Source organism: Sandaracinobacteroides sp., from assembly GCF_057137845.1.
On sequence record NZ_DBNHFX010000131.1, the window covers coordinates 14,055 to 39,369 of the forward strand.

At 67.1% G+C, this 25,315-nt stretch carries 23 protein-coding genes; 15 read left to right on the plus strand and 8 right to left on the minus strand.

Annotated features, from left to right (window positions below; genetic code table 11):
• Both AC16JP_RS07655 and AC16JP_RS07660 read right to left on the minus strand, forming a co-directional pair.
• Nucleotides 1-906, minus strand: a complete 906-nt coding sequence (locus tag AC16JP_RS07655) for an HAD family acid phosphatase (RefSeq protein ID WP_484340019.1) — start codon at nucleotides 904-906, stop codon at nucleotides 1-3.
• Nucleotides 906-1,613 carry a CoA transferase subunit A gene (locus AC16JP_RS07660; protein ID WP_484340020.1) on the minus strand — a complete coding sequence of 236 codons (708 nt, stop codon included), beginning with the start codon at nucleotides 1,611-1,613 and terminating at the stop codon, nucleotides 906-908. Before AC16JP_RS07660 ends, AC16JP_RS07655 begins: the two co-directional genes overlap by 1 nt.
• 103 nt (nucleotides 1,614-1,716) lie before the next feature.
• Here AC16JP_RS07660 and AC16JP_RS07665 point away from each other — a divergent pair, with 103 nt between their 5' ends.
• A complete protein-coding gene (locus tag AC16JP_RS07665; protein WP_484340021.1) occupies nucleotides 1,717-2,358 on the plus strand; it encodes a histidine phosphatase family protein in 642 nt (213 codons plus the stop codon).
• Nucleotides 2,359-2,454: 96 nt separating this feature from the next.
• Here AC16JP_RS07665 and AC16JP_RS07670 read toward each other — a convergent pair whose 3' ends face one another.
• Entirely contained in the window at nucleotides 2,455-3,138 is a 684-nt protein-coding gene (locus AC16JP_RS07670) for a hypothetical protein (RefSeq protein ID WP_484340022.1), read from the minus strand.
• 108 nt (nucleotides 3,139-3,246) lie between these two features.
• Here AC16JP_RS07670 and AC16JP_RS07675 point away from each other — a divergent pair, with 108 nt between their 5' ends.
• The 6 genes from AC16JP_RS07675 to AC16JP_RS07700 all read left to right on the plus strand — a co-directional run bounded on the left by AC16JP_RS07675 (nucleotide 3,247) and on the right by AC16JP_RS07700 (nucleotide 9,344).
• A complete protein-coding gene (locus AC16JP_RS07675; protein ID WP_484340023.1) occupies nucleotides 3,247-3,960 on the plus strand; it encodes a hypothetical protein in 714 nt (237 codons plus the stop codon).
• Between the two features lie 70 nt (nucleotides 3,961-4,030).
• Complete coding sequence (locus AC16JP_RS07680; RefSeq protein WP_484340024.1) at nucleotides 4,031-4,435, plus strand: RidA family protein; 405 nt, start codon at nucleotides 4,031-4,033, stop codon at nucleotides 4,433-4,435.
• Nucleotides 4,425-5,585 carry a pyridoxal phosphate-dependent aminotransferase gene (locus AC16JP_RS07685; protein WP_484340025.1) on the plus strand — a complete coding sequence of 387 codons (1,161 nt, stop codon included), beginning with the start codon at nucleotides 4,425-4,427 and terminating at the stop codon, nucleotides 5,583-5,585. Before AC16JP_RS07680 ends, AC16JP_RS07685 begins: the two co-directional genes overlap by 11 nt.
• Nucleotides 5,586-5,704: 119 nt before the next feature.
• Nucleotides 5,705-6,268: an alkyl hydroperoxide reductase subunit C gene (gene ahpC, locus AC16JP_RS07690; RefSeq protein WP_484340026.1), complete on the plus strand. Its 564-nt coding sequence runs from the start codon at nucleotides 5,705-5,707 to the stop codon at nucleotides 6,266-6,268.
• Between the two features lie 99 nt (nucleotides 6,269-6,367).
• The gene (ahpF, locus tag AC16JP_RS07695; protein WP_484340027.1) at nucleotides 6,368-7,951 is read left to right on the plus strand and encodes an alkyl hydroperoxide reductase subunit F; all 1,584 of its coding nucleotides are present in this window, start codon (nucleotides 6,368-6,370) and stop codon (nucleotides 7,949-7,951) included.
• Between the two features lie 100 nt (nucleotides 7,952-8,051).
• On the plus strand, nucleotides 8,052-9,344 hold the full coding sequence (locus tag AC16JP_RS07700; RefSeq protein ID WP_484340028.1) for a metal-dependent hydrolase family protein: 1,293 nt from the start codon (nucleotides 8,052-8,054) through the stop codon (nucleotides 9,342-9,344).
• A gap of 9 nt (nucleotides 9,345-9,353) precedes the next feature.
• On the opposite strand, the gene AC16JP_RS07705 is transcribed toward AC16JP_RS07700, so the two are convergent.
• A complete protein-coding gene (locus AC16JP_RS07705) occupies nucleotides 9,354-10,460 on the minus strand; it encodes a GGDEF domain-containing protein (protein WP_484340029.1) in 1,107 nt (368 codons plus the stop codon).
• Nucleotides 10,461-10,644: 184 nt separating this feature from the next.
• Here AC16JP_RS07705 and acnA point away from each other — a divergent pair, with 184 nt between their 5' ends.
• A complete protein-coding gene (acnA, locus tag AC16JP_RS07710) occupies nucleotides 10,645-13,329 on the plus strand; it encodes an aconitate hydratase AcnA (protein WP_484340030.1) in 2,685 nt (894 codons plus the stop codon).
• 75 nt (nucleotides 13,330-13,404) lie between these two features.
• Nucleotides 13,405-14,169, plus strand: a complete 765-nt coding sequence (locus AC16JP_RS07715; protein WP_484340031.1) for a hypothetical protein — start codon at nucleotides 13,405-13,407, stop codon at nucleotides 14,167-14,169.
• Between the two features lie 73 nt (nucleotides 14,170-14,242).
• On the opposite strand, the gene AC16JP_RS07720 is transcribed toward AC16JP_RS07715, so the two are convergent.
• The 4 genes from AC16JP_RS07720 to AC16JP_RS07735 form a co-directional block, all read right to left on the minus strand.
• Complete coding sequence (locus AC16JP_RS07720) at nucleotides 14,243-14,854, minus strand: PEPxxWA-CTERM sorting domain-containing protein (RefSeq protein WP_484340032.1); 612 nt, start codon at nucleotides 14,852-14,854, stop codon at nucleotides 14,243-14,245.
• Between the two features lie 192 nt (nucleotides 14,855-15,046).
• The gene (locus AC16JP_RS07725; RefSeq protein ID WP_484340033.1) at nucleotides 15,047-16,594 is read right to left on the minus strand and encodes an acyl-CoA carboxylase subunit beta; all 1,548 of its coding nucleotides are present in this window, start codon (nucleotides 16,592-16,594) and stop codon (nucleotides 15,047-15,049) included.
• A 47-nt stretch (nucleotides 16,595-16,641) separates the two neighbouring features.
• Entirely contained in the window at nucleotides 16,642-17,049 is a 408-nt protein-coding gene (locus AC16JP_RS07730) for a hypothetical protein (RefSeq protein ID WP_484340034.1), read from the minus strand.
• A gap of 87 nt (nucleotides 17,050-17,136) precedes the next feature.
• Nucleotides 17,137-18,153: a hypothetical protein gene (locus AC16JP_RS07735; protein WP_484340035.1), complete on the minus strand. Its 1,017-nt coding sequence runs from the start codon at nucleotides 18,151-18,153 to the stop codon at nucleotides 17,137-17,139.
• A gap of 144 nt (nucleotides 18,154-18,297) precedes the next feature.
• Between AC16JP_RS07735 and AC16JP_RS07740 the strand changes: the two genes are divergently transcribed.
• The 6 genes from AC16JP_RS07740 to AC16JP_RS07765 all read left to right on the plus strand — a co-directional run.
• Complete coding sequence (locus AC16JP_RS07740; protein WP_484340036.1) at nucleotides 18,298-18,720, plus strand: GlcG/HbpS family heme-binding protein; 423 nt, start codon at nucleotides 18,298-18,300, stop codon at nucleotides 18,718-18,720.
• 89 nt (nucleotides 18,721-18,809) lie between these two features.
• Complete coding sequence (locus AC16JP_RS07745; protein WP_484340037.1) at nucleotides 18,810-20,996, plus strand: heavy metal translocating P-type ATPase; 2,187 nt, start codon at nucleotides 18,810-18,812, stop codon at nucleotides 20,994-20,996.
• Nucleotides 20,993-21,385, plus strand: coding sequence for a Cu(I)-responsive transcriptional regulator (gene cueR / locus AC16JP_RS07750; RefSeq protein WP_484340038.1), 393 nt, complete (start codon nucleotides 20,993-20,995; stop codon nucleotides 21,383-21,385). The genes AC16JP_RS07745 and cueR overlap by 4 nt, the downstream gene beginning before the upstream one ends.
• Nucleotides 21,382-23,190: a copper resistance system multicopper oxidase gene (locus tag AC16JP_RS07755; protein ID WP_484340039.1), complete on the plus strand. Its 1,809-nt coding sequence runs from the start codon at nucleotides 21,382-21,384 to the stop codon at nucleotides 23,188-23,190. The genes cueR and AC16JP_RS07755 overlap by 4 nt, the downstream gene beginning before the upstream one ends.
• Nucleotides 23,190-24,038, plus strand: a complete 849-nt coding sequence (locus AC16JP_RS07760) for a copper resistance protein B (RefSeq protein WP_484340040.1) — start codon at nucleotides 23,190-23,192, stop codon at nucleotides 24,036-24,038. Before AC16JP_RS07755 ends, AC16JP_RS07760 begins: the two co-directional genes overlap by 1 nt.
• Nucleotides 24,039-24,149: 111 nt before the next feature.
• A partial coding sequence (locus AC16JP_RS07765) for an acyl-CoA dehydrogenase family protein (RefSeq protein WP_484340041.1) occupies nucleotides 24,150-25,315 on the plus strand: 1,166 nt, incomplete at its 3' end.

Genomic DNA, 25,315 nt, shown 5'->3' on the forward strand with positions numbered 1-25,315 from the left:
CTATCTCCTCGGGGTCCAGCGATCCGCCGGCGGCACCGCTTCATCGAGTGAAAGCGGCGGCGTGTTCCAGCGGCCATACATCGGGTTGGGGAACAGGAACCAGCGCTGGTTCCAAAGCTTGCCGAAACGGCCGGCGGCGACTGCGGTGCGAGCGGCAGCGCTGCGGCGGCGCCCATCGGCGTCAAAGTCGATGCTGTCGGTGAAGTCGCCCATCTGGTCGCCGGCCTGCGCCAGCACACAATAGGCCTTGGCGATTCCGGCGCGGCGCCGGTCCTTGCGCGAACCGTCGGGCGCGTCGCCTTCCAGGAACAGCGTGGTTCCGTGCACTGCATCGCCAAACCCCAGCCGCGCCAGATCGCGGATGGTTTGCGCCTCGTGGGCCGTCGCTCGATTGCTGTTGAAGACCGGCGTCACCCCGATCGCCCGCAAGGCGGCAACCGCCTCGACTGCGCCCGGCGCAGCCAGCAGGCCGGGGCCGCCGTCGCGCTCCCATGCGGCCCATGCCTCCTTGTCGAACGGCAGCACGTTGCGCGCCTGCCACTGCTGGTGGCCGACATTCCATAAAAGCGTTTCATCCAGATCGAAGATAACGGCGGGCTTTGCGGCCGTTTCGGCGGTGCAGGGCAGCAGCGCGCCATCCGGCCCGGCAATCGCGCTTTCGCTGCCTGCAGCCGGCCGCGCCGCCCGCACCTGCGCCACCAGCGCGCGGAACCCCTGCTGCATCAGCATCGCCGCCTCGGCGGTGCCATAGGTCCAGGCGACTGTCTGGCTGGCGGTATCGGCCACCGGCGCCACGACAGGCGCAACCGGGGCGGAAGGCGCCGTCGCGCACCCCGCCAGCAGCAGTGCGCCAAGCGCCACAACCGGGCCGGGCAATGCAATCAGGCCATCAAGGCCCGCGCGCATCAGGCCGCTTCCCGCTTCCTGACCGTGCGTTGCTCGATCCGCTTTTCGAACTTGCCGACGAACAGCCGCTGCACGAACACCGACGGGGTGTGGATGCTGTCCGGCTCCAGCGCGCCGTCCTCGACGATCTCCTCGACCTCGACCACCGTAACGCGGCCGGCGGTCGCCGCCATCGGATTGAAATTGCGCGCAGTTTTGCGAAACAGCAGATTGCCGAAACGGTCGGCTTTCCACGCCTTCACGATCGCCAGATCGGCTACGATGCCGCGTTCCAGAATGAACGTCTCGCCGTCGAACTCCTTGTGCTCCTTGCCCTCGGCCACCAGCGTGCCGACGCCGGTGCGGGTATAAAAACCGGGAATCCCAGCACCTCCTGCACGCATCCGTTCGGCCAGCGTTCCCTGCGGGCAGAACTCCAGTTGCAGTTCACCGGCAAGATACTGGCGCTCGAACTCCTTGTTTTCGCCGACATAGGAAGAAATCATCTTCGCCACCTGCCGCGTTTCCAGCAGCAGCCCAAGGCCGAATCCGTCGACACCGGCATTGTTGGAAACGATCGTCAGCCCCTTCACGCCGGAAGCGCGAATGGCGGCGATGGCGTTTTCCGGAATGCCGCACAGGCCGAAACCACCGGCAACGATTGTCATGCCGTCGAACAACAGCCCCTGAAGCGCGTCTGCTGCATTTTCATGAACCTTGTTCGCCAATGGTCTTCTCCCAAGTTGAAAGGCGATTCGACATTCGGAAATACCACGATCCCGCGAAAGCTCTAGCGCGAACGATGTGCGCCTGTCATGTGCCCATGCCACCATGACCCACGCACCGGAACCCCTCTACCTCGCCCGCCATGCCGAAACCGTGTTCAACCGGGCACGGCGGATGCAGGGCAACGACGCCCACACCCCCCTTACGCGCGACGGGATCGCCCAGGCCGAGGCCATGGGCCGGGCGCTGGCGCAGCATTTCCGCGCGGTGGGCGAACCGGTGCCGGCGCTCTGGGCGTCGCCTGCGGGCAGGGCGCTGCAAACGGCGTCGATCATCGCCGAGCATCTGGGCCGGGATTTCTTCGCCATCCGGCAGGACCCGCGCCTGCGCGAAATCGAAGTCGGACGCTGGACCGGGCGCGACTACGCCTCGATCATCGCCGAAGAGGGCGAGATTCTCGACCACGATCATCGGCTGTTCCGGCTCCCGATCCCCGAAGGCGAGGATTACGCCGACATTGCCCGTCGCCTGTCCGACTGGCTGGGCGATGCAGGGGCGGCGCCTGCCCTCGTGGTCAGCCACGGCATGACGGCGCGGGTGCTGCGCGGCCTGCTGGCGGGTGGGCGCGCGTATGGCGGCGTCGAAATCGCAGCCGATCTGCCGCAGGGCAGTGTCGCCCGTATCGAGGGCGGGCGTGAAAGCGTGGTGCTTCGGGGCGAAGGTGCGTCGGGCGTCAGGGTCGCCTGATCGTTCCGGCTCGTCGCACGGAAAAGGGCAGGCCGGTTTGCCCGGCCTGCCCCGATGTTCGCGTGTCCGGACGCAGGTCGCGCCCGTCGCGCTGCCTCAGAAGGGTTTGGTTGCCCCCAGGAAGCAGATACCGGCGATCGTGATCCAGTAGATGTAGGCCGCGATCCGCGCCTGCGCGATTTCGCGCGTCAGGGCTGCTTCCTCGGCCGCATCCGGACCCATCGCCAGCTTGCGGAAACGGGTGGTCCAGCGGCGCATCACAAGCCGCAGGAACAGGCCGATCACCAGCGCCCAGGCGTAGAGGATCATCTTGGTCGGATACCAGAGGGTGCCCTCCGGCGTCTGCACCGGCCCCTGGCCGTTGAACGCCAGCAGCGACACGATGACGATGCCCACGATCAGCGGATAGCGCAGCACTTCTTCTATCTTCGTCACGACGAGGCCAAGATCGGTCTCGCGGCGAAGGAACGCCGTCCAGGTGATCGCCAGCCAGGCGATGAAGATGGCCCACATCACCCAGATGCCGCTCCCCTCGAGGATGGGCACGAAGCCATAGATCTTGCCCATGTGCAGACCGAGCGGCAGCAGCAGCACGATCCCGGTCCGCGCCAGGATGTCGATCCTGTAGGCGGTTTCCATGTGGCGCTTGCGCTCTTCCAGCGGCAGCCGGTGGTTGGTGACATTATAGCTGGTCTGGAACACACCCCATTCGCCGCCCAGCCAGTAGACCATGCAGATGATGTGGACCCAGCGCAGCACATCGAGTTCCGCGAAATGCATTCAAGACCTCCTTGTCGGATCAGGTGGCGGAATTTGTCCGGACAAATTCCGCTTGGCAAGCAAAAAATCACACTGCATGATGCCCCCCACACGAGAGAAGGGGGATACATGCGACATCGCGTCATCGAAGGCAGGCTGCGTTACACCTCGCGCAAACCCGGAATGGAGGGGCGCGTGCGCGGATTCGAGACCTTCATGTTCACCCGCCACGCCGACGGCAAGGTGACGATGCGCGCCCACTGCGAGATCGAGGAACCGGAACCGACGGTGATGCGCGACATCATCTATTCGCTCGACGAACACAACCAGCCGATGGACCTGCATGTCCGGCTGACGGTCGGCGACGCGTTCATGGGCAGCGGCTGGCTTCGATTCGACGGGCGGGTGGTCGAATGCGAAAGCTACGGGCCGTCGATCGGGCGGCTCAGCCAGCAGGTGGTGGCGGAACTGCCGGTCGACGGATTCGGCACGCACCCGATCGTCGCCGATGGCTATCTGCTCGGTTCGCGCGACTGGGCCGAGGGACAGAAGCGCCGCTTCAACCTCTATCTCCCCTCGCCCGACCACCGTGGCGCGACGCCGCCGATGATCGCCCGCGTGCAGATGGACGCGCGCTTCCTCGGCCGCGAGGAGGTGACGGTCGAGGCCGGAACCTTCGCCGCCCGCAAGTTCGAGTTCATCGACGACGGCGCCAGCGGCATGGCCGGCACCCACCCGCCCTATGAAATGTGGCTCACCGACGACGAGGACGCCATTTTCCTGAAGGGCGGCGTCGGCGGCTACATGATGACCTGGTATGAACTGGTCGAACTGAAGCGGTAACAGGCCGGCGGAACGTCCGGCGCACCGCGCCCGGCTTTCCCTCGGCCGCTGCTGCGAGTAGGAACAGGCCATGACGGAATCCCCTCTCCGCCGGGCCGTTTCCTCGGGTTCGCCCTTCGAAGCCAGCATCGGATTTTCGCGCGCGGTGCGCATCGGCAACCGCATCATCGTCTCGGGCACCGCCCCGGTCGAGCCGGACGGTTCCAGCACCATCGGTGATGCAGGCGCGCAGGCCGCCCGCTGCCTGAAGATCATCGTCGACGCGATCGAGGCGCTTGGCGGCTCGGCCGCCGATGTCGTGCGCACCCGCATATTCCTCGTCGATCCGGCCGACGCCGACGCTGTGGGGCGCGCGCACGGAAAGGTGTTCGCCGCCGTCCGCCCGGCCTCCACCATGATTGCAGGCGCGGTGCTGCTGCGCCCGGAATGGCGGGTCGAGATCGAAGCCGAAGCGGAAGTCGGCCATGTCGGCTGACCGCTCGCCGCCGCTTTCGGCGATGGCGCGGCGCCTGGCCGGCGGCGGCCAGTCGCGCGCATGGGCAATCGCCGACGAAGTGCTCCGCCGCACCTCGCAGGGCGAACGCATCCTGCTGCTGACGCTGGGCGACCCGGCCTGCCCGCCGCACCCCGACATCGTCGCCGCAACCAAGGCCTCGCTCGACGCCGGACGCACCCACTACACCCCGCTGCTGGGTGAACTGGCGCTGAGGCAGGCGATCGCCCGGCGCGAAGGGGCGCAAACCGCCAACGTCGCCGTGGTGCCGGGCGCGCAGCACGCCTGCTATGCCGCCCTCGCCCTCGTCGCCGGCGAAGGCGACGAGGTGATCCTCTCGGATCCCTATTACGCTACCTACCCCGGCGCAGTCGCCGCAACCGGCGCCCGCGCGGTCACGGTCCCGGCAGGCGCCGATCTCCGCAGCGACCTCCAGGCGATCGCCGCCGCCGTGACGCCTGCAACGCGGGCGATCTTTCTGAACAGCCCCGCCAACCCGACGGGCGCCGCCCTGTCAGACTCGGATTTCCGCTTCCTAGCCGAACTCTGCGAGGCACGCGACCTGTGGCTGGTGATCGACGAAGTCTATGCAAGTTTCGGCTTTGGTGCTGCACCGGCACGCGGCTGGGCGCACGGGCCGAAAGGCCGCACCATCGTCGTCAACAGCCTGTCGAAAAGCCATGCCATGACCGGCTACCGCGTCGGCTGGGTGCTCGGCCCCGAAACGTTGATCCACGCGCTCGGCGACTGGAGCGCGGCCGCCCTGTTCGGCGTCAGCCAGTTCGTGCAGGACGCAGCGATCGCTGCACTGGCGCTTCCCGATTCGGCGCTGCGCGCCTACCATGAAGGCTTCGAACAGCGGGCGCGGCTGGTGGTCGATCGCGCGAACGCCATCCCCGGCCTCGCCGCACGCATGCCGGCGGGCGGCATGTTCGTCATGCTCGACTGCCGCCCGCACGATACCGACGATGTCGCCTTCGCCTACCGGCTGCTGGCCGAAACCTCGGTGGCGGCGATGCCGGCCAGCGGCTTCGGCGCCGCCGGGCGCGGGCACCTGCGCATCAGCCTGACCCCCGGCGCCGACACCCTGAACGAGGCATTCGACAGGATCGCCGCGCATCTGGGCGGCTGACGGATCAGCTTTAATCGATTTTGTCGATCACAGACAGACATACAATCAATTTGATCAATAATGCGCGACTGCCTATACCAAGCGCAACGACAACAACCACCTGAAGCAAAGGAAAGTCCATGCCCGTCATCGGTAGCAAATTGCAGCCATTCTCCACGCAGGCCTTCAAGGAAGGCAAGTTTCTGCCCGTCACCGAAAAAGATGTCGCTGGCAAGTGGGCGATCTTCTTCTTCTATCCCGCAGACTTCACCTTCGTCTGCCCGACCGAACTCGAAGACATGGCCGACCTTTACGGCGACTTCTCCAAGCTCGGCGTTGAAATCTACTCGGTCTCGACCGACACGCACTTCAGCCACAAGGCATGGCACGAAACTTCGCCGGCTGTCGGCAAGATCCGCTACTACATGCTGGGCGACGCTTCGGGCCACATCACCACGAACTTCGGCGTGATGCGCGAAGGCGCCGGCCTTGCCGACCGCGCCACCTTCCTCGTCGATCCCGACGGAGTGATCCAGTATGTCGAGATCACGTCGGAAGGCGTCGGTCGCAACGCAGCCGAACTGCTGCGCAAGGTGAAGGCGGCGATCTACGTCCGCGCCCATCCGGGTGAAGTCTGCCCGGCAAAGTGGGAAGAAGGCGAAAAGACGCTTGCCCCTTCGCTCGACCTCGTCGGCAAGATCTGAACCAGCCCCGCCTGCACCCGGCAAGGTGCGGCAGAAGTCCCGGGGCGCCCTCGCGTCCCGGGATTCCTATATCCGGAACCCAGCCCAGCGGAGTAATCCATGCTCGACCAGAACCTTCAGGCGCAGCTCAAGGCCTATCTCGAAAAGCTCACCCTGCCGGTCGAGCTGATCGCCTCGCTCGACGACAGCGCGAAATCGGCGGAACTGGCCGAACTGCTGTCCGGCATCGCCGGCCTCTCCGACAAGCTCAGCTATCATCGCGCCGACGACGACAGCCGCCGTCCGTCGTTCCTGATCCGCCGTGCAGGCACCGACATCGGCGTGCGCTTTGCCGGCATTCCGCTCGGCCATGAATTCACCTCGCTGGTGCTGGCGCTGCTGCAGGTCGGCGGCCACCCCAGCCGCGAAGCGCAGGAACTGCTGGAACAGGTACAGGCGCTGGAGGGCGATTTCCGCTTCGAAACCTATTATTCGCTGTCGTGCCAGAACTGCCCTGATGTGGTGCAGGCGCTGAACCTGATGGCGGTCCTCAATCCGCGCATCCGGCACACCTCGATCGACGGCGCGCTGTTCCAGTCCGAGGTCGAGGCAAGGAAGGTGATGGCGGTGCCGTCGGTGTTCCTGAACGGCGAACCATTTGCCAGCGGCCGCATGGATCTGGCGCAGATCGTCGCAAAGCTCGATACCGGCGCCATCGCCCGCGCCGCCGAAAAGATCGCCGCCAAATCCGCCTTCGACGTGCTGGTGGTGGGCGGCGGCCCGGCCGGGGCGGCGGCGTCGGTCTATGCGGCGCGCAAGGGCATCCGCACCGGCATGGCGGCCGAACGGCTCGGCGGCCAGTTGCAGGACACGCTCGGCATCGAGAATTTCCTCAGCCAGGAATATACCGAAGGCCCGAAGCTCGCCTCGGCGCTGGAAGCGCATGTCAAGGCAAACGACGTCGACATCATGCCGTTGCAAAAGGCGGTGGCGCTGGTTCCTGCCGCCGAACCGGGCGGGCTGGTCGAAGTGAAGCTCGAAAACGGCGCCTCGCTGAAAAGCCGCACCGTCATCCTGTCCACCGGCGCGCGCTGGCGCCGTCTGGGGGTGCCGGGTGAAGCCGATTACCTGACGAAAGGCGTCGCCTTCTGCCCGCACTGCGACGGGCCGCTGTTCCGTGGCAAGCGTGTCGCAGTCGTCGGCGGCGGCAACTCCGGCGTCGAAGCGGCCATCGACCTCGCGGGCCTCGTCGGCCACGTCACCCTGATCGAGTTCGATGCCGTGCTGCGCGCCGACGAAGTGCTGCAACGCAAGCTCCGCAGCCTCGCCAACGTCACCATCCTGACATCGGCGCAGACAACGGAAATCCTCGGCGACGGCGAAAAGGTCAGCGGCCTCGTCTACAAGAACCGCGAGGACGACGGGGTGCACACGGTCGATCTGGAAGGCGTGTTCGTGCAGATCGGCCTCGTGCCCAACACCGAATGGCTGAAGGGCGTCGTCGAACTGTCGCGCCACGGAGAGGTCGTCATCAACGCGCGCGGGGAAACCAGCGTGCCGGGCGTGTTCGCCGCTGGCGACTGCACCACAGTGCCCTACAAGCAGATCGTCATCGCGCTCGGCGCCGGCGCCACCGCCTCGCTGTCGGCGTTCGACTATATGATCCGCCTGCCCGAGGCCGAGGCCGAGATGGTCGCCGCCTGAGCGACGGTCCGGCAACCACTGCATGGATGCGCGTCGCCGGTCTTTCCCCCGGCGGCGCCTGTCGTTAGGATCGGCGCTTTCCCGATACGGAGCCACATCCATGCGCCATCTGATTGCCAGCCTTCTCGTTGCAGCCGCCGCCCCCGCTCTTGCGCAGGTAACGGTGGTGCAGGCCGACCGCGTGCTTGCAGAACCCGGCAAGGCCCCGCTCGGGCCGACTTCGATCGTGATCGAGAATGGCCGCATCAGCGCACTGCTGCCCGGACGGCAGGCCCCGGCGGGTGCCCGCGTGATCGACCTCGGCAATCGCTTCGTGCTGCCCGGCCTGATCGACAGCCACGTCCACCTCGACGGCGACGCCGGTGGCGATCAGGCACTTCTCGAAGGTATTTCCTCGTCGCCGGCGCTGAACGCGCTCAGGGCGCAATGGAACGGCATGAAAACGCTGAACGCCGGCTTCACCACGGTTCGCAATCTGGGTGATGGCTCAGGCGCGACGCTGGCACTTCGCGAGGCAGTGAAGAACGGCTGGGTGAAGGGCCCGCGCATCGTCGACGCCGGGCGCTCGATTTCGGTGACGTCCGGCCACATGGACGCGACTCTCAGCCTCGCCGACGATCTCGCCCATGCAATCGACCAGGAAAATCTGTGCGACGGCGTCGATGCCTGCCGCCATGCGGTCCGGTTGCAGGTGCGCCGGGGCGTCGATGTCATCAAGATCGCGACGACCGGCGGGGTGAACAGCCGCATCGGCGCCGGTCTCGGGCAGCAGATGTTCGCCGACGAGGCCAAGGCCGTGGTCGAAACCGCGCATCTGCACGGCAAGAAGGTTGCCGTCCATGCGCACGGCACCGGCGGCATCAACGTGGCGCTGGCCGCAGGCGCCGATTCGATCGAGCATGGCACCATGCCCGACGACGAGACGCTCAAGCTCTTCAAGCAGAGCGCTGCCTATTATGTGCCGACGCTTTCCACCATCAACGGCTACAAGGAGCGGCTGGCCAAAGACCCGAACGCCTATCCGCCGGAAGTGCTGGAAAAGGTGAAGTGGCGCCTTCAGATCACCGGCAAGTCGCTGGAAAAGGCAGTGCCGGCGGGCGTGAAGATCGCGTTCGGCACCGACGCCGGGGTGTCCAAGCACGGCCGCAACGCCGACGAGTTCGAACTGATGGTCGAACATGGCATGACGCCCGCAACCGCAATCGTCGCGGCAACCACCAACGCCGCCGATCTGCTGGGCGTCAGGGACATCGGCGCGCTGCGGCCGGGATACCATGCCGACCTGATCGCCGTTTCCGGCGACCCGCTCAACGATGTGAAATTGCTGAAGTCGGTCAACTTCGTGATGAAGGGCGGCGACGTCATCAAGGAAGGCGGCGCAACCGGCCAGTAAGGCTGACGTTCAGGCTGCCCGCGCGCCCGGCTGCCGATCCGGGCGCTCGGGCAGTACGCGGTCGCGGCCATTGCGTTTCGCCGCATAGAGCGCCGAATCGGCCCGGTCGATCAGGCTTTCGATCGTGTCGTCGGCGCGCGCCAGCGCGACACCGGCGGAAAAGCTGATCCGCCCCAGGCTCGCGCCATCGTCGGCGCGGCGCAACACCTGTCGCGCCAGAATCCCGCGCGACGCATCGATCGCGGCAACCGCATCCGCCAGCCCGACAGCAGGCAGCACCACCAGAAATTCCTCGCCGCCGTGGCGGGCGGCAAACGCTTCCTCACCTTGCGTGCGGCGCGCGTGCGCATGCAGATGGCCGCCCAAACAGCGCAGCACCTCGTCGCCGATCGCGTGCCCCCACCGGTCGTTGACCTGCTTGAAATGATCGATATCGACCAGCGCAACCGACAGCGGCCAGCCTTCGGCAAGCGCGCGCGAAAGCGCCTTGCGCAGGGCGTCGGCCGCGCCCCGGCGATTGACCAGACCGGTCAATGGATCGGTTCTGGCCGTCCGTTCGGCCGACTCCAGCCGGTCAAGAAGGCGCCCCGTTTCCAGCGATGCCGACTGGATGTCGGCCTCCAGCCGCCGGTTTGCCGCCATCATCGTGGCGTTTGCCCGGCGCAGCCGCTGCACCAGCGCGGCAAGCTCCTGGGCGGAACGGCATACCGAAAGCGCCTCGTCACCGCTGGCGATCGCCGCATCATAGGCGCGCAGATCAGCCTGCCCGCGCGACAACCGGGCGGCAAGCCCGACCGCGCTTTCCTGCGCCGCCTCGACCAGCGCCAGCAGTTCGGCGCCTGCGATATCGCCCAGATGCGCACGCCGAAGCGCCCGCATGGCGTCGTCGTCCAGCGTTCCCGCCAGCAACGCACGCTCGACCTCTCGCGAGAGGGCGGTATCGGCGCCGCGCACATGCAGATACAGTAGTTCGTAATTTTCCGGTTCCGGCACCAGGCCGGTTTCCACCAGCAGTCCGCGCACGGCGTCGAAGCGCACGAGGTCCGGGTGCCCGACACCCGCATGGTCGCCGGCATCGGCTTTGCGCGCCGCCTGCAATCGTCCTGCCTCTTCCATGCCGACACCCTCCGGAAATGCGGGCCGGAAATCCGCGGTGCATCGCGGTCGTTCCGGCTGTCACTGGATTACGGGCGCCAAAGCCCCCACTTAAGGGACCGCGCCATGCCCGGCTTGCCGCACGCGAGCCGGCAAGATAGGACAGCGCGCATTGCCGGATTCCCAGACGAATGAGGACCAAGCCATGACTGCCATCGGCCACGACAAGCTATCCACCCGCCGCACCCTTACCGTCGATGGCAAGGCGTATGACTATTACAGCATCGAAGCCGCCGCCGGCCACATCGGCGACGTGTCGCGCCTGCCGTTCTCGATGAAGGTGCTGCTGGAAAACCTGCTCCGCTTCGAAGATGATTTCACCGTCCGCGTCGACGACATCAAGGCGATCGCAAGCTGGCTGAAAGGCCCGATCGGCGACCATGAAATCCAGTATCGCCCGGCCCGCGTGCTGATGCAGGATTTCACCGGCGTTCCCTGCGTCGTCGATCTGGCGGCCATGCGCGATGCCATGGCCAGTCTCGGCGGCGACCCGCAGAAGATCAACCCGCTGGTGCCGGTTGATCTGGTGATCGACCACTCGGTCATGGTCGACGAGTTCGGCACGCCGCAGGCCTTCGGCCATAACGTCGAGCTGGAATATACCCGCAACATGGAACGCTACGAGTTCCTGCGCTGGGGTTCGTCGGCGTTCCGCAACTTCCGCGTGGTTCCGCCCGGCACCGGCATCTGCCACCAGGTGAACCTCGAATATCTGGCCCAGACGGTCTGGGTGTCGCAGGCAGCCGATGGCGCCATGATCGCCTATCCGGATACGCTGGTCGGCACCGACAGCCACACCACCATGGTGAACGGCCTCGGCGTGCTGGGCTGGGGCGTCGGCGGCATCGAGGCCGAGGCCGCGATGCTGGGCCAGCCGGTGTCGATGCTGATTCCCGAAGTCGTCGGCTTCCGCCTGACCGGCAACCTCTCGGAAGGCGTAACGGCGACCGATCTCGTGCTCACCGTCACCCAGATGCTGCGCAAGAAGGGCGTGGTCGGCCGGTTCGTCGAATATTACGGCCCCGGCCTTGACAATCTGTCGCTCGCCGACCGCGCCACCATCGGCAACATGGCGCCGGAATATGGCGCCACCTGCGGCTTCTTCCCGGTCGATTCGAAAACGCTCGACTATCTGCGCCTCACCGGCCGCGACGACCACCGTGTGGCGCTGGTCGAAGCCTATGCCCGCGCCCAGGGCATGTGGCGCGACGCCTCGACGCCCGACCCGGTGTTCACCGACACGCTCGAACTCGACCTCGCAACCGTCCAGCCCTCGCTCGCCGGGCCGCGCCGCCCGCAGGATCGGGTGCTGCTCAGCGAAGCGCACGACGCCTTCGAAGCCGAACTGCTGGGCGCCTATGGCAAGGCCGAAAACCCCGGCCAGCGTGTAGCGGTCGCCGGCAGCAAGCATGAACTCGGCCATGGCGACGTGGTGATCGCGGCGATCACAAGCTGCACCAACACCTCGAACCCGAACGTGCTGGTCGCGGCCGGTCTCGTTGCCCGCAAGGCGCATGCGCTCGGCCTCACGCGCAAGCCATGGGTGAAAACCAGCTTCGCCCCCGGTTCGCAGGTCGTCACCGACTATTTCAACCGCGCCGGTCTCACGGCCGACATGGACGCCGTCGGCTTCAACCTCGTCGGCTATGGCTGCACCACCTGCATCGGCAATTCGGGCCCGCTCCCCGAGCCGATCTCGGAAGCAGTCAACAGGAACGACATGGTGGCGGCCGCCGTGCTGTCGGGCAACCGCAACTTCGAAGGGCGCATCTCGCCCGACGTCAAGGCGAACTACCTCGCCTCGCCGCCGCTGGTCGTCGCTTATGCGATCGCCGGCAGCATCCGCTCGGACATCACCAAAACCCCGCTTGGCAAGCGCCGCGACGGCTCCGACATCTTCCTCAAGGACATCTGGCCGACCAACGGCGAAGTGGCCGAAATGGTGCAGAAGGCAGTGACGCCGGAAATGTTCCGCGCCCGCTATGCCGACGTCTTCAAGGGCGACAGCCACTGGCAGGCGATCCACGTGACCGGCGGCGATACCTACCGCTGGAACTCGGGTTCGACCTATGTGCAGAACCCGCCCTACTTCGACGGCATGACCATGACGCCTGCCCCCGTCGCCGACATCGTCGGCGCGAAGGCGCTGGCGCTGCTGGGCGACTCGATCACCACCGACCACATCAGCCCGGCCGGTTCGATCAAGGCCGACAGCCCCGCCGGCAAATATCTGACCGACCACCAGGTCGCGCGGGCCGACTTCAACAGCTATGGCGCGCGGCGCGGCAACCACGAAGTGATGATGCGCGGCACCTTCGCCAACATCCGCATCAAGAACCGTCTGGCGCCGGGCACCGAAGGCGGTGTAACCACCTATCTGCCGACGGGCGAAGTCATGCCGATCTACGATGCGGCGATGAAGTATCGCGAAACCGGCACACCGCTGGTGATCCTCGCGGGCAAGGAATATGGCACCGGCTCCAGCCGCGACTGGGCGGCCAAGGGCACCACGCTGCTTGGCGTCCGCGCGGTCATCGCCGAAAGCTTCGAGCGCATCCACCGCTCGAACCTGATCGGCATGGGCGTGCTGGCGCTGCAATTCCTCGACGGCCAGTCGGCGGAATCGCTCGGTCTCACCGGGCAGGAAAGCTTCACCCTCGGCGCGCTGCAGGCGCTGAAGCCACGGCAGACGCTCAGGGTCGACTTCACGCGCCCGGACGGCACCAGCGGCCACTTCGACACGCTGTGCCGGATCGATACCGAAAACGAGGTCGGTTACTACTACGCGGGCGGCATCCTGCCCTACGTGCTGCGCAAGCTCGCGGCCTGACCCGGCAGAAGTTGGCGCGGCCGTTCAAGGGGCCGGCTGCGCCTTCTGCCCCGTTCACTTCCGGAACCTCGCCAGTTGCGCCAGCCCCTGACCGCCCTCCAGCGCATGCTGCCCGCCCGGCGCGAACAGACGCTTGGCCTTTTGTTCACGGCCGCGATGCAGGTGCTGCTGGCGCTGCTGCTGCTGTCGATCGCGCCCGCAACCGTGCGCCGCAAAGTCGCCGACATGGTGATGTTCAGCATCAGCAGCATCGACGAAAAGCCAGCCGAACAGCCCGAAGAAAAGCCGGCCGAGAAACAGCAGGTCCGGCAGCCGGAAACCCTGCCACCACCGGCAAAGCTGCAACCCGCGCCCGAACCTCTGCCCGCACCCACCCCCGCACCGGCACCCGCCGAACCGGCGCCCGAGCCGCCGAAACCCGCGCCGCCGCGCGCCACCGCACCCGCGCCTTCCGGCCCCGTCTATGGTCCGCCCGATCTCAGGCCGCGCGCCGCCCTTGCCGACACGCCGCGCGTCGAAGGCGTCGGCCCGAACGGCGAACCGCTCTATGCAGCAGCCTGGGTGCGCGAACCCTGGCCCGATGAACTGCGCGGCTATCTTTCCACCGCGCGCGGCCCCGGTTGGGGCCTGATCGCCTGCCGCACGGTCGCGAACTACCGGGTCGAGGACTGCGTGATCCTCGACGAATATCCAAACGGTTCGGGGATCGGCCGGGCAGCGCAGGCCGCCGCATGGCAGTTTCTGGTCAGGCCGCCACAGAAAGGTGGGCGGGCGCTGGTCGGCGAATGGGTGCGGATCCGGATCGACTATGAACTGCGGCGCGCGAACGCCGCCAGCTAGACCAACGAAAAAAGGGCCGCACCCGGCTTGGGCGCGGCCCCTTTGATCAACCGCCCGAAAGCGGCATGATTGTTCAGGCGCTGACGACGGCGCGGCGGCGACGCCGTGCCGACAGGCCGGCAAGACCGAAGCCGGTGATCATCATCGCCCAAGTGGCAGGCTCGGGGATACCGGGCACTTCCTGACCGGCGACATTGGTGAACACGAAGCGAAGGTCGTCATAGTCCTTGTCGCCGCCGTTCAGAATGTCCTCGAAGCCGACATAGACACCGGCCGGAATACCGAAATCACCACCGGCATAGCTGTCGGAGTAGATGTGGGTGATACCGTCGGTGTTCATGCTGCGCTTCGAATAGAAATAATTGCCGGTGTTGGAAACGCGGATCTTGAACACAAGCTGGTCGCCCGCATTCACCGGCCCGAAATCGAACGACGTGCCCGGCGCCGTGATCTGGTTGTTCAGCCCTTCAAGGCCGGTATCCACGCCATTCACTTCAAGGCGCAGGAAGTTGGTGTATCCAGCCGAATGGCCGGCGAAATAGGCAATGATGTTGCCGGTCGCAGCCGCAGTGAACGCGTAATCCGCCGGATTGACTGTGCCCGACGACGGATAGACCGGAAGTGCCGCCTGCGCCGCCGTGGCCGTGCCGATTGCAACGATCGCGGCAAACAGATGCTTCTGCATATTCAAAACCCCTTTTTGCAACAGGCCAGCTACGGATGGCCGATGCTCAGTCGATGCAAATCGCGTGCCATTTCGCGCGATTCATTTTGTCGCACGATTCCAGGTGATTGCGCATGGCTGTCGCAAGCAGGCAGGCAGTTCCTGTAAAGTCTGCCGACAACAAGGGGTTAACGCGGGGTGCGATTCACCCGGTCAGATGCGCAGGCCGCGCGCCTTCGGGCCGGGCCGCAAGGCCCGCTGCGCCGTGCGCGCAAAGGCGCACAGTTCCTCGCGGGTTTCCTCGGGCGCTATGATCGCCTCGACGCCAAAGCGTTCGGCGGTGCGGAAGGGGCTGCGCACGCGGTCCAGCCGCTGCCGGATCTCGGCAAGCCGGGCCACCGGGTTTTCGGCCGCTTCCAGTTCGGCGCGATAGGCCGCTTCCAGCCCGCCTGAAATCGGCAGACTGCCCCAGTCGCCGCTGGGCCAGGCCATGCGCCAGCGGAAGCGGTCGGCGGGCGCATGGCCGCTGCCCGCCATGCCATAGGCCTTGCGCAGGATCACCGTCGCCCACGGCACGCTTGCCTGATAGATCGCCGCCAGTGCCCGGCTGCCCCAGCGGATGGTCGCATCTTCCTCGGCGCGGCGGCCGATCATGAAACCCGGATTGTCGACCAGATGCACTACCGGCAGATGGAATGTATCGGCCAGATCCACCATGCGCTCGACCTTGCGCGCGGTCGCCGCAGTCCATAGCCCACCCATCGCTTCCGGGTTGGAAGCAATCACCGCCACCGCATGGCCATCAAGCCGCGCCAGCCCCGTCACCACGCCAAGCCCCCATTCGCGGCCGATCTCGAACCAGCTATGCCGGTCGACGATTGCTTCGATGATGGGGCGGATCGGATACAGCCGCCGCGAATCGCGCGGAACGGCAGCATTCAGCCACCCTTCCCGCCGGTTTGCCGGATCGCGCGATCTGGCACGCGCCGGCAATTCCTCGACGCTGGACGGCAGATACGAAAGGAACTGCCGCAGCCGGGCGAAGGCCTCGGCCTCGGTCGCCACCCGGTCATCGACCGCCCCGTTGCGGGCGTGGATCGCCGCACCCCCCAGTTCCTCTTTGGTGCGCTTTTCCCCGGCGGCTGCAACGACAGGCGGCCCCGCCACGAACATCTGCGCCAGCCCGTCGACCAGCAGGCTGTAGTGCGCCATCACCATCCGCCCGGCACCCAGCCCCGCCACCGGCCCAAGCCCCAGCGCCACCACCGGCACCCGCGACAGGTTGGCGACCATCGCCTCCCAGCCGGGAATTTCCGGCACATAGGTATGGCCCATCATCTCCAGGCTTCGAACTGATCCGCCGCCGCCCGTCCCCTCGATCATGCGCACCAGCGGCATCCGGTATTCCGCCGCCAGCCGTTCCGCTTCGACCAGCTTGCGGTGCAGCGCAGCATCGGCGGCGCCGCCGCGCACGGTGAAGTCGTCGGCGGTCAGCACCACCGGGCGGCCATCGATTTCGGCGCGTCCGAACAGGAAATTCGCCGGCAGCACCGTTTCCAGCGCGCCGTCGTCGGCATAGGTGGCAAAGCCCGACAGTTCGCCGATCTCGTGGAAGGAACCGGGATCGGCAACTGCGGCGATGCGTGCGCGGGCGTGCATGCGCCCGGCGTCGGCCTGCCGCTTCAGCTTGTCGGCGCCGCCCATTTGCGCGGCCAGTTGCTGCCGGCGGCGCAGTTCCGCGATTTCATGTTCCCATCCCATGCGCCAACCATAGCGCGGCGGCACCGGCCGCCAAGCCATGAAAAGGGCTATCGGCGCGCCCGGTCGTGGCAGGCGCCAAGCCGTGTCCATTCCGAACGGTCGGCAAAGGGCCGCCCGGCCTCTACCCCTTGTGCATCGACGGTATAGACATCGGCGGTATCGCGGCGGATTTCGGTGCGCCCCTGCCGGCCGTCGGCGCATTGATAGGTCACCGACGCTGCCTCGGGGTGGTTGGCGATCACGCTGAACCGGCAGGCCGCATCGGCGCGCCCGCCCAGCAGCAGCACGACCGGCACATCAAGGCACTTCGCCGCCCCGGCCCGCCCGCCTTCCGGCGTCTGCTGCCAGGCGCCCGCCCGCCAGGTGCCGAACGCACCAAGCGACGGCCCGGCAACGGCTGCCGTGCCCAGCAGCACAAATGCTGCAAATGCAGTTGCTTTCAGTTGCCCGACCATCGACCCCCTATGAAAGAAGCCGGAGCATCCGCCAAGTCAACAATCGAAACCGGCCGAACCCGCAGCATCGGCGTCGGCGGGCTGGCGTCAGTGCACCGGCGCCTTTTCCGGTGCGGCAGTTTCGATCGCCGCCGCCCCCGCCCACGACAGCACATGGAACACCAGTTGCAGCGCACCCTGCGCCGCCATCAGCGCCGCGATCTGCACCGAGGCATCCCCCGTCACGCTGACGGCAACAGCCGCGAACAGGATTTCCTTGTTCGGCACCGGCAGCCGCATGATCACCATTCGCAGCGACCCCAGCAGGAACCATGTCTCGAACGGCATCCCCGGCAGCGCCACCGCCCAGCTTGCCACCAGCAGCGCCTGCGCCCCCACCACCCTGACCATGTGGCACCAGAAGGCGAACAGGTTTTCGCTGACGGGCAGGCTCATGATGTTGCGCCGGAACACCAGAATGCCGACGTTCAGCACGATCAGCCCGGCAAAGCTCCAGACGAGGATGGTCAGCGTGCGCGGGTCCAGCGCCTGCCCCAGTACCGCTGCGCCTTCCATCGAGAGCGCCAGCAGCAGCATCATGAGCGTCGCCAGATTGCCGGCCAGCCCCGACGTGATCGCCATGTCCTTGACGGCCGCCAGCGGGCTTTTCGCCGGATCGGTGCCCGGCCCGTCGCCCCGGCCCAGCACGCGCGCGGGCGGCTTGTCGGGATCGAACTCGATCCCCAGCCGCGCCGCCGCCCAGACCAGCAGATAGGTATGGCCGGAATAGCTGAACAGCGCGTCGTTCATCACCCGCATCCGCAGGAACACCGGCAGCGCCCGCCAGTCGAACCGCCACCAGCGGCGATAGATGAACCACTCGGTCAGCGGCTGGATCAGATAGGATGCGCCGAACAGCAGCCAGAACAGCGCGCTCGGCGGAACCGCGTCGACCACCTGCTCCCAGCCCACCTGCCCGATCGCGCGGGCAAGCAGCAGCAGGATCAGCAGCGAAAGCGCGATGTTGAAGCCCTTGCGCAGCACCACCGCCGCACGGGAATTGCCGAATTCCTTCACGCGGGCGGCAATCAGCATCATGCGCTGAACAAGGGAATTTGGCTGCATTCCCGAACAGCTAGCGGCAGCGGCGGCCCATGGCAATCACAAGCCGAACCGTGGCCGCCCTCGCCATTTCGGCAGCACGATGGCAGGGTGCCCCATGCCAATGGGGGCCGACGAAGCCCCCAGCCTACACAGGAAGGAACCATCATGTCCGGGATCATCAACGTGCCGACGATCGCCAATGAACTTGCCGCCAGGCTGGTCGAGGGCGCCGCCGCCAAAGCGCGCGAAATGCAGGTGCCGATGTGCATCGCCATCGTCGATCCGTCGGGCACGCTGGTGCAGTTCCTGCGCATGGACCGCGCGCCGCTCCTCAGCGTCGGCATCGCGCAGGACAAGGCCTACACCGCCATTTCCTTCGGCATGGCCACCCACGAATGGTTCGAATTCATCAAGAACGACCCGCCGCTCCTCAACGGCATCGTGCATACCCCGCGCCTTGTGGTGTTCGGCGGCGGCTATCCGGTCAAGGTCGATGGCGCGGTCGTCGGCGGCATCGGCGTCAGCGGCGGCCACTACAGCCAGGACATGCAGGTCGCGCAGGCGGGCCTCGCGGCAGCCGGGCTTTAACTGCGCAAACCTCCCCGGCGATAGCGCTTGACTCTGCCATGATGTGAAGGTTGAAAGAAGCGGCTCCAACCCGATGGAGACCGCTTCCCGTGGCCACTGCCGACCTCGACATCACCGGAATGAGCTGCGCCTCGTGTGCCGGCCGCGTGGAAAAGGCGCTGCTGGCGGTGCCGGGCGTCGTTGCTGCAAGCGTGAACCTTGCAACCGCGCGCGCGCGCATCGAATCCGCAGCCACCGTCAGGGCCGATACGCTGGCCGAGGCGGTGAAGGCCGCAGGCTATGGCGCGTCGGTCGCGGGCGGCGCACAGGCCGCCCCGCCGGCCAGCGCCGAGCGCCTGAAACTGCTGCTGGCGGCCCTGCTGACGCTGCCGCTTGCCGCGCCGATGCTGCTGGCACCGCTGGGGATCGGCTGGCAACTTCCGGGCATCTGGCAGCTTTTGCTGGCGGCGCCGGTGCAGTTCTGGCTTGGCGCACGCTTCTATCGCGGCGCTTATGGCGCGATCCGCGCCCGCACCGGCAACATGGACCTGCTGGTCGCGCTCGGCACCTCGGCGGCGTTCGGTCTCAGCGTCTGGCAGTTGCTGGCGGCGCCCGCGCATGGCGCCGAACCGCATTATTATTTCGAAAGCGCCGCCGTTGTCATCACGCTGGTGCTGCTGGGCAAATGGCTGGAAGGCCGCGCCACCCGCCAGACCGGCGAAGCCATTCGCGCGCTGATGGCGCTCCGCCCCGATACCGCCCGCCGCCGCCTGCCCGACGGGCGCGAGGAAGAAGTCCCGGTGGATGCGATCCGCGTCGGCGATGAGCTGCTGGTCCGCCCCGGCGAACGGGTGCCGGTCGACGCCCGTCTGCTCGAAGGCCAGTCGTCGGTCGACCAGTCGCTGCTGACGGGGGAAAGCCTGCCGGTCGCTGTCCACCCCGGCGACCGGGTGGCGGCGGGCGCGATCAACGCCGAAGGCCTGCTGCTGCTGGAAACCGTCGCCGTCGGCGCCGAAACGATGCTGGCGCGGATCGTCAGGCTGGTCGAAACGGCGCAGGCGGAAAAGCCGCCGATCCAGAAGCTTGTCGACAAGGTCGCCGCGTGGTTCGTGCCGATGGTGCTGCTGCTGGCCGCCGTCAGCTTTGCGGGCTGGCTGCTGGCGGGCGCGGGTGCCGAACATGCGATCGTCAATGCGGTTTCGGTGCTGGTGATCGCCTGCCCCTGCGCGCTCGGCCTTGCCACACCCACGGCGATCGTCACCGGAACCGGCGTCGCGGCGCGGGCAGGCATCCTGATCCGCGACACTGCGGCGCTGGAAACCGCACATCGCGTCACCGACGTCCTGTTCGACAAGACCGGCACGCTGACGCGCGGGCAACCGGCGCTCGCCGCGCTTGTCCCGGCACCGGGCGCCACCGGGGAAATCCTTCTGGAAACGGCCGCCGCCCTGCAACGCGGCTCCGAGCATCCGCTTGCCCGCGCAGTGGTGCAGGCAGCCGACGCAAAGGGCCTCGCCGTCGTCCCGGCTGTCGGCCTCACGGCCGTTCCGGGCCGTGGTGTCAGGGCAACGGTTGCGGGCGCCGATGCGGCAATCGGCAATGGCCTGATGATGCAGGAACTGGCGATCGACGTCGCGGCCATGCGTCCGCAGGCCGAGGCCGAGGAAGCACTCGGGCGCTCGGTTTCCTATGTGGCGCGGCTCTCGCCGGAACCGGCGCTCGTCGGCCTGCTCTCGTTCGGAGACGCCCCGCGCGACAGCGCCGCCGAAGCGGTTCGCCTGCTGCACACGCGCGGCATCGGCGCCCGCATGCTGACCGGCGACAACGAGGGCGCAGCGCGCGCCGTCGCCGGGGCAGTCGGGCTGGACGACTGGGTCGCGAACGTCCTCCCCGAGGGCAAGGCCGCCGAAGTCGAGCGGCTGCAACAGGGAGGCGCCGTCGTCGCCATGGTGGGCGACGGCGTCAACGACGCGCCGGCGCTGGCGCGGGCGGATGTCGGGATGGCGATGTCGGGCGGAACCGATGTCGCCATGCACACGGCGTCGGTCACGCTGATGCGCAACGACCCGAGGCTCGTCGCCGACGCGCTGGATATTTCGGCGCGCACCCAGGCGAAGATCCGGCAGGGCCTGTTCTGGGCGTTCATCTACAACGTGATCGGTCTGCCGCTGGCGGCGCTCGGCTTTCTCAGCCCGATGCTGGCCGGGGCGGCAATGGCCGCATCCAGCGTCAGCGTGGTGCTGAACGCGCTAACCCTGAAACGCTGGCGGCCCGCCGCCGGCAGGAGCAATCAATGAACATCGGCGAAGCGGCGCGGCAGTCGGGCGTCAGCCAGCGGATGATCCGCCACTACGAGGAAACCGGCCTGATCCCGGAACCCGCGCGGCGGCCGTCCGGCTATCGTGATTATGCCGAAGCCGACGTGCACCGCCTGCGCTTCGTGCGCCGCGCCCGCGACCTCGGCTTTGCGATGGAGGAAATCCGCCTGTTGCTCGCGCTCTGGCAGGACCGCTCCCGCGCCAGCGTCGATGTGAAGACGCTGGCGCTGGCGCGGGCCGACGAACTTCGCCAGAAAGCCGAAGAACTGGAAGCGATGCGCCGGACGCTGCTTGCCCTTGCCGCAAGCTGCCACGGCGACGACCGCCCCGACTGTCCGATCCTCGACGAACTGGAGTCCCGCGCATGAAGGTAGGACGACGCGCGCTGCTCGGCGGCGGCCTCGCTGCGCTGGCGTGGAAGGCGGGCCTGATGCCTGCATGGGCGGCACCGGTCTCGGCCGGGGCGCAGGCGATGCAGCCGCTGTCCGGCCCGGATATCCGGCTGACGGTCGGCCACAGCATGTTCCGTGCCGGCGGCCGACAGGGCCACGCCGTCACCGTGAACGGCACCCTGCCGGCGCCGCTTATCCGCCTGCGCGAGGGGGAACGTGTGCGACTGCACGTGGAAAACCGCCTCGGCGACGAGGACACATCGATCCACTGGCACGGCCTTTTGGTGCCGCACCAGATGGACGGCGTGCCCGGCTTCAGCTTCCCCGGCATCGCGCCCGGCAGCAGCTTCACCTATGATTTTCCGCTGATCCAGAACGGCACCTACTGGTATCACAGCCATTCCGGATTGCAGGAACAGCAGGGCCATTACGGCCCGCTCATCATCGACCCGGCCGGTGCCGATCCCGTCAGCGCCGACCGTGAGCATGTGATCGTCCTCTCGGACTGGACGTTCCTGCATCCGCACACGATCATGCAGAAACTCAAGGCAAAGGGCGGCTATTTCAACCGCCGCAAACAGACGCTCGCCGGGCAACTGGCCAGCCGCCCCGGAGACGACATGCCCGCCGCCGACCGGGCGATGTGGGGCCGGATGCGGATGGACCCGACCGACATTTCCGATGTGAACGGCACCACCTACAGCTTTCTGGTGAACGGATACGGCCCCGCCGACAACTGGACCGGCCTGTTCCGCCCCGGCGAACGGGTGCGGCTGCGGGTCATCAACGCATCGGCGATGACGATCTTCCATCTGCGTATCCCCGGCCTGCCGCTGACGATCGTGCAGGCCGACGGCCAGCACGTCCGCCCGGTCGAAACCGACGAACTGCAAATCTCGGTTGCGGAAACCTACGACATCATCGTCACACCGCCCGAAGACCGCGCCTATACGCTGGTCGCGGAATCGATCGACCGGTCGGGGATGGCGCTGGCGACGCTGGCGCCCCGTGCAGGCATGCTGGCCGCCGTACCGGCCGCGCGCACCCGGCCGGTGCTGTCGATGAAGGATATGGGGATGGGCGACATGGGCGGGATGAGTCACGCAGCACCCGCCTGCCCCCCGGACGACGAGGCGATGGGCTATTGCACCCCCGCTTCCGAATCTCCGGCCAGCCACGGCGGCCATGCCGGGATGAACCATTCCATGCGCGATCTCAGTCTGCTGCCGCCCGGCGTAAAGCGCAGTTTCGGCATCGACATGGTGGCGCCGATGCCGGTCGATCGCACCGGCGACCGGCCGCTCGGCCTCGAAGACGCCCCGCACCGGGTGCTGACCTATCATGATCTCGCGCCGCTGGTTCCCTTCCACGACAAGCGCCCGCCAACGCGCAGCATCGACGTGCACCTGACCGGCAACATGGAGCGGTTCATGTGGTCGCTCGACGGCCGCAAGATGAACGAGGGCGCGCTGCCGATCCGGCTCGAACGCAACGAACGGGTGCGGATCAACCTCGTCAACAACAGCATGATGAACCACCCGATCCACCTGCACGGGCATTTCTTCGAAGTGGTGACGGGGATGCCGCACGGCAACCCGGTGAAGCATACGGTGAACGTCATGCCCGGCGGCCGCGCCAGCTTCGACCTGACCGCCGACGCACCCGGAGACTGGGCCTTCCACTGCCACCTGCTCTATCACATGCACGCCGGGATGATGAACATCGTCACCGTGCGCCCGCTCGACGAGCATCCGGCGCAACCGGAAAAAGGGCAGGGATGATGCGCACACTTCTGGTTCTGGCGCTGCTTTCTGCATCGCCGGTTGCTGCGCAGCATGGCCATGCGATGCAGCACGACATGCCATCCGCCCCCGACGCCCCGCCAGTCGGGCCGCCGCCGCCCGGCGCGCTTTCCGGCCCCGAACATGCCGCCGATACGGTATTCCCGCCCGAGGTGATGGCGAAGGCGCGGGCACAGACGATCGCCGCGCACGGCGATGTCCGCACCCATTTCATCCTGATCGACCGGCTGGAATGGGTCGGGCGCGCCGGAGCCGACCTTGCCCGCCTGTCGTCGGAAGGCCGCTTCGGCGGCGACAGCAACCGGCTTTGGCTGAAGGCCGACGCCGAAACCCACCCCGGCAACGGCGGCGCCAGCGCCGAACTGCAAATGCTCTATGGCCGCGCCATCCACCCCTACTGGGACATCGAGGCCGGCATCCGCCAGGATCTCGGTCCCGGCGCCGACCGCACCCATGCCGTGCTTGGGCTGCACGGCCTTGCGCCCTACTGGTTCGAGGTGTCGGCCACCGCCTTCCTGTCGACGAAGGGCGAACTGACGGCCGAAGTCGGCGCCAGCTACGACCAGCGCATCACCAACCGCCTGATCCTCGAACCTTGGGCGGAACTGTCGCTCGCCGCACAGGACATCACCGACCTTGGCACCGCGTCCGGCCTGACCGAAGGCGAACTGGGCCTTCGCCTGCGGCACGAGATCGTGCCGGAATTCGCGCCCTATGTCGGCGTCTCGCTCGAACGGAAACTGGGGCAGACCGCCAGCCTCGCGAAAGCGGCGGGCGAAGCCACGGGTGGCTGGTCGGTGCTGCTTGGGGTGCGGGCCTGGTTCTGAGGCGCCCGCGCTCTAGCATAAGCTACGGGTTTCTGAAGCAGGCCCGGTCGCCTAACCTCGGGCCGGATGCTGCCTGCGGCCCGAACGGCCGCGCGTCAGAAGGGTCTGCCGATGGACATGGAACTCTCGCACGCCGACCTCGCGTTCCGCGATGAGGTGCGCGCCTTTCTGGCCGAACGGCTGACGCCGGAACTGCGCGAGGCCGGGCGGCGGATGACCTCGGTCTTCATCGACAGGGAATGGTCGATCGCCTGGCAGAAGATCCTGCACGAAAAGGGCTGGGCCGCGCCCGACTGGCCGGTCGAACATGGCGGGCCGGGGTGGACGCTGACCCAACGCTATATCTTTGCCGGTGAATGCGCCGCAGCCAGCGCCCCGGCGCTTGCGCCGCAGGGGCTGAAAATGGTCGGGCCGGTGCTGATGCGCTACGGCACCCCGGAACAGAAGGCGCATTACCTGCCGCGCCTCCTTTCCGGAGAGGATTTCTGGTGTCAGGGCTTTTCCGAGCCGGGCGCCGGGTCCGATCTGGCGGCGCTGCGCACGGCGGCGGTAGCCGACGGCGACGACTATGTGCTGAACGGCTCGAAAATCTGGACCACGCACGCGCATTTCGCCAACCGCATCTTCTGTCTGGTGCGGACATCCACCGCCGGGCGGCCGCAGCAGGGCATCACCTTCCTGCTGGCCGACATGGCGACGCCCGGAATCACGGTGCGCCCGATCCTGTCGCTTTCCGGCGACCATGAATTGAACGAAGTGTTTTTCGATGATGTCCGGGTGCCGCAGGCAAACCGCGTAGGCCCCGAGAACGAAGGCTGGACGGTCGCCAAATATCTGCTCGAATTCGAACGCGGCGGCAGTGCGGCGGCCGGGCTGAAGGCCGGGCTTCTGCGGGTGCGGGAACAGGCACGGGCGACGGGCGTGCTGGCCGATCCGGGCTTCCGCCGCCGCCTGCTTGATACGCAGGCCACGGTCGCCGCCATCGAGATGACCGAACAGCGCATCCTCAGCGCGCTTTCGGGCGGCCGCAATCCGGGGCCGGTGTCGTCGATGCTGAAGCTGCAATCGACCGAAGCCATGCAGAAGATCGACGAACTGGGAATCGAGGCGGCCGGCCCATATGGCGCCGTCGAGCAGACCGAAGCCCGCCAGCCACTGTCGCAACTGGGCTTCATCGGCCCCGAAGACAGCCTGACCGCCATGCCGCGCTATTTCAACAACCGCGCAGCCTCGATCTATGCCGGCTCGAACGAAGTCCAGCGCAACCTCATCGCCCG

What these genes read in the sequence shown, in the direction of transcription:
- AC16JP_RS07755 (WP_484340039.1), top strand. Translation starts at nt 21,382, where the DNA reads ATGAAGGTAGGACGACGCGCGCTGCTCGGCGGCGGCCTCGCTGCGCTG.
- AC16JP_RS07705 (WP_484340029.1), bottom strand. Translation starts at nt 10,460, where the DNA reads ATGGAAGAGGCAGGACGATTGCAGGCGGCGCGCAAAGCCGATGCCGGC.
- AC16JP_RS07700 (WP_484340028.1), top strand. Translation starts at nt 8,052, where the DNA reads ATGCGCCATCTGATTGCCAGCCTTCTCGTTGCAGCCGCCGCCCCCGCT.
- AC16JP_RS07730 (WP_484340034.1), bottom strand. Translation starts at nt 17,049, where the DNA reads ATGGTCGGGCAACTGAAAGCAACTGCATTTGCAGCATTTGTGCTGCTG.
- AC16JP_RS07670 (WP_484340022.1), bottom strand. Translation starts at nt 3,138, where the DNA reads ATGCATTTCGCGGAACTCGATGTGCTGCGCTGGGTCCACATCATCTGC.
- AC16JP_RS07735 (WP_484340035.1), bottom strand. Translation starts at nt 18,153, where the DNA reads ATGCAGCCAAATTCCCTTGTTCAGCGCATGATGCTGATTGCCGCCCGC.
- AC16JP_RS07725 (WP_484340033.1), bottom strand. Translation starts at nt 16,594, where the DNA reads ATGGGATGGGAACATGAAATCGCGGAACTGCGCCGCCGGCAGCAACTG.
- ahpF (WP_484340027.1), top strand. Translation starts at nt 6,368, where the DNA reads ATGCTCGACCAGAACCTTCAGGCGCAGCTCAAGGCCTATCTCGAAAAG.
- AC16JP_RS07720 (WP_484340032.1), bottom strand. Translation starts at nt 14,854, where the DNA reads ATGCAGAAGCATCTGTTTGCCGCGATCGTTGCAATCGGCACGGCCACG.
- AC16JP_RS07655 (WP_484340019.1), bottom strand. Translation starts at nt 906, where the DNA reads ATGCGCGCGGGCCTTGATGGCCTGATTGCATTGCCCGGCCCGGTTGTG.
- acnA (WP_484340030.1), top strand. Translation starts at nt 10,645, where the DNA reads ATGACTGCCATCGGCCACGACAAGCTATCCACCCGCCGCACCCTTACC.
- AC16JP_RS07760 (WP_484340040.1), top strand. Translation starts at nt 23,190, where the DNA reads ATGCGCACACTTCTGGTTCTGGCGCTGCTTTCTGCATCGCCGGTTGCT.
- AC16JP_RS07740 (WP_484340036.1), top strand. Translation starts at nt 18,298, where the DNA reads ATGTCCGGGATCATCAACGTGCCGACGATCGCCAATGAACTTGCCGCC.
- ahpC (WP_484340026.1), top strand. Translation starts at nt 5,705, where the DNA reads ATGCCCGTCATCGGTAGCAAATTGCAGCCATTCTCCACGCAGGCCTTC.
- AC16JP_RS07685 (WP_484340025.1), top strand. Translation starts at nt 4,425, where the DNA reads ATGTCGGCTGACCGCTCGCCGCCGCTTTCGGCGATGGCGCGGCGCCTG.
- AC16JP_RS07665 (WP_484340021.1), top strand. Translation starts at nt 1,717, where the DNA reads ATGACCCACGCACCGGAACCCCTCTACCTCGCCCGCCATGCCGAAACC.
- AC16JP_RS07680 (WP_484340024.1), top strand. Translation starts at nt 4,031, where the DNA reads ATGACGGAATCCCCTCTCCGCCGGGCCGTTTCCTCGGGTTCGCCCTTC.
- cueR (WP_484340038.1), top strand. Translation starts at nt 20,993, where the DNA reads ATGAACATCGGCGAAGCGGCGCGGCAGTCGGGCGTCAGCCAGCGGATG.
- AC16JP_RS07675 (WP_484340023.1), top strand. Translation starts at nt 3,247, where the DNA reads ATGCGACATCGCGTCATCGAAGGCAGGCTGCGTTACACCTCGCGCAAA.